The 673-nt window shown below is 45.5% G+C and carries 1 protein-coding gene; it reads left to right on the top strand.

The features are described 5' to 3' along the window. Positions 1 to 673 (top strand): oxygen-dependent tRNA uridine(34) hydroxylase TrhO (gene trhO / locus L6773_RS21315; protein WP_237856700.1); only part of this gene is annotated, 673 nt, incomplete at both ends.

Below are 673 nucleotides of genomic sequence, written 5' to 3'. Positions count from 1 at the left end.
AGGGTTTTGAAGATACACAGTTTAAAACCGACGAGGATGACACTGTTCCATTCGCAAAACTGATCTGCAAAGTGCGCGATGAACTTGTGGCTATTCATATGGATGGACTGAATCCGGAAAACGGCGGAAATTACCTGGAACCGGAGGAGTGGCGAAAGGTGATGGAAAATCGGGATGATTATGTGATGATTGATGTACGGAATAACTACGAATCAAAAGTGGGACATTTTGAAGGAGCGATGACGCCCGATGTAGATAACTTTTATGATTTTCCCCAGTGGCTGGAAGAGGCTGAAGAGGAGATTCCCAAAGATAAAAAAGTACTGATGTATTGTACCGGCGGTATTCGTTGTGAAAAATTCTCGGTGTTGATGAAGCAGAAAGGCTGGGGGGATGTGAATCAGCTGCACGGCGGAATTTTACGATATGCCAGGGAGGAGGGCGGTGAACATTTCAAAGGCAAATGCTTTGTGTTTGATGATCGTCTCGTGGTACCGGTCAATAAAGATAATTTACAACCGATCGCAAGGTGTGAAATTACCGGCAAGCCCGCTGACAGCTACATCAACTGTGCGAACATGGAGTGTAATAAACTGTTTGTCTGCTCAGAGGAAGGTGCCAAAATAATGGACGGCTGTTGCAGCGAAGAGTGCAAACAGAGTGAGTTCAAACG

The organism is Rhodohalobacter sulfatireducens, from assembly GCF_022012475.1.
In the GTDB taxonomy this organism is placed as follows: domain Bacteria; phylum Bacteroidota; class Rhodothermia; order Balneolales; family Balneolaceae; genus Rhodohalobacter; species Rhodohalobacter sulfatireducens.
The sequence above is the reverse complement of the archived record's forward strand: the minus strand, read 5'-3'. Positions and strand labels throughout refer to the sequence as shown.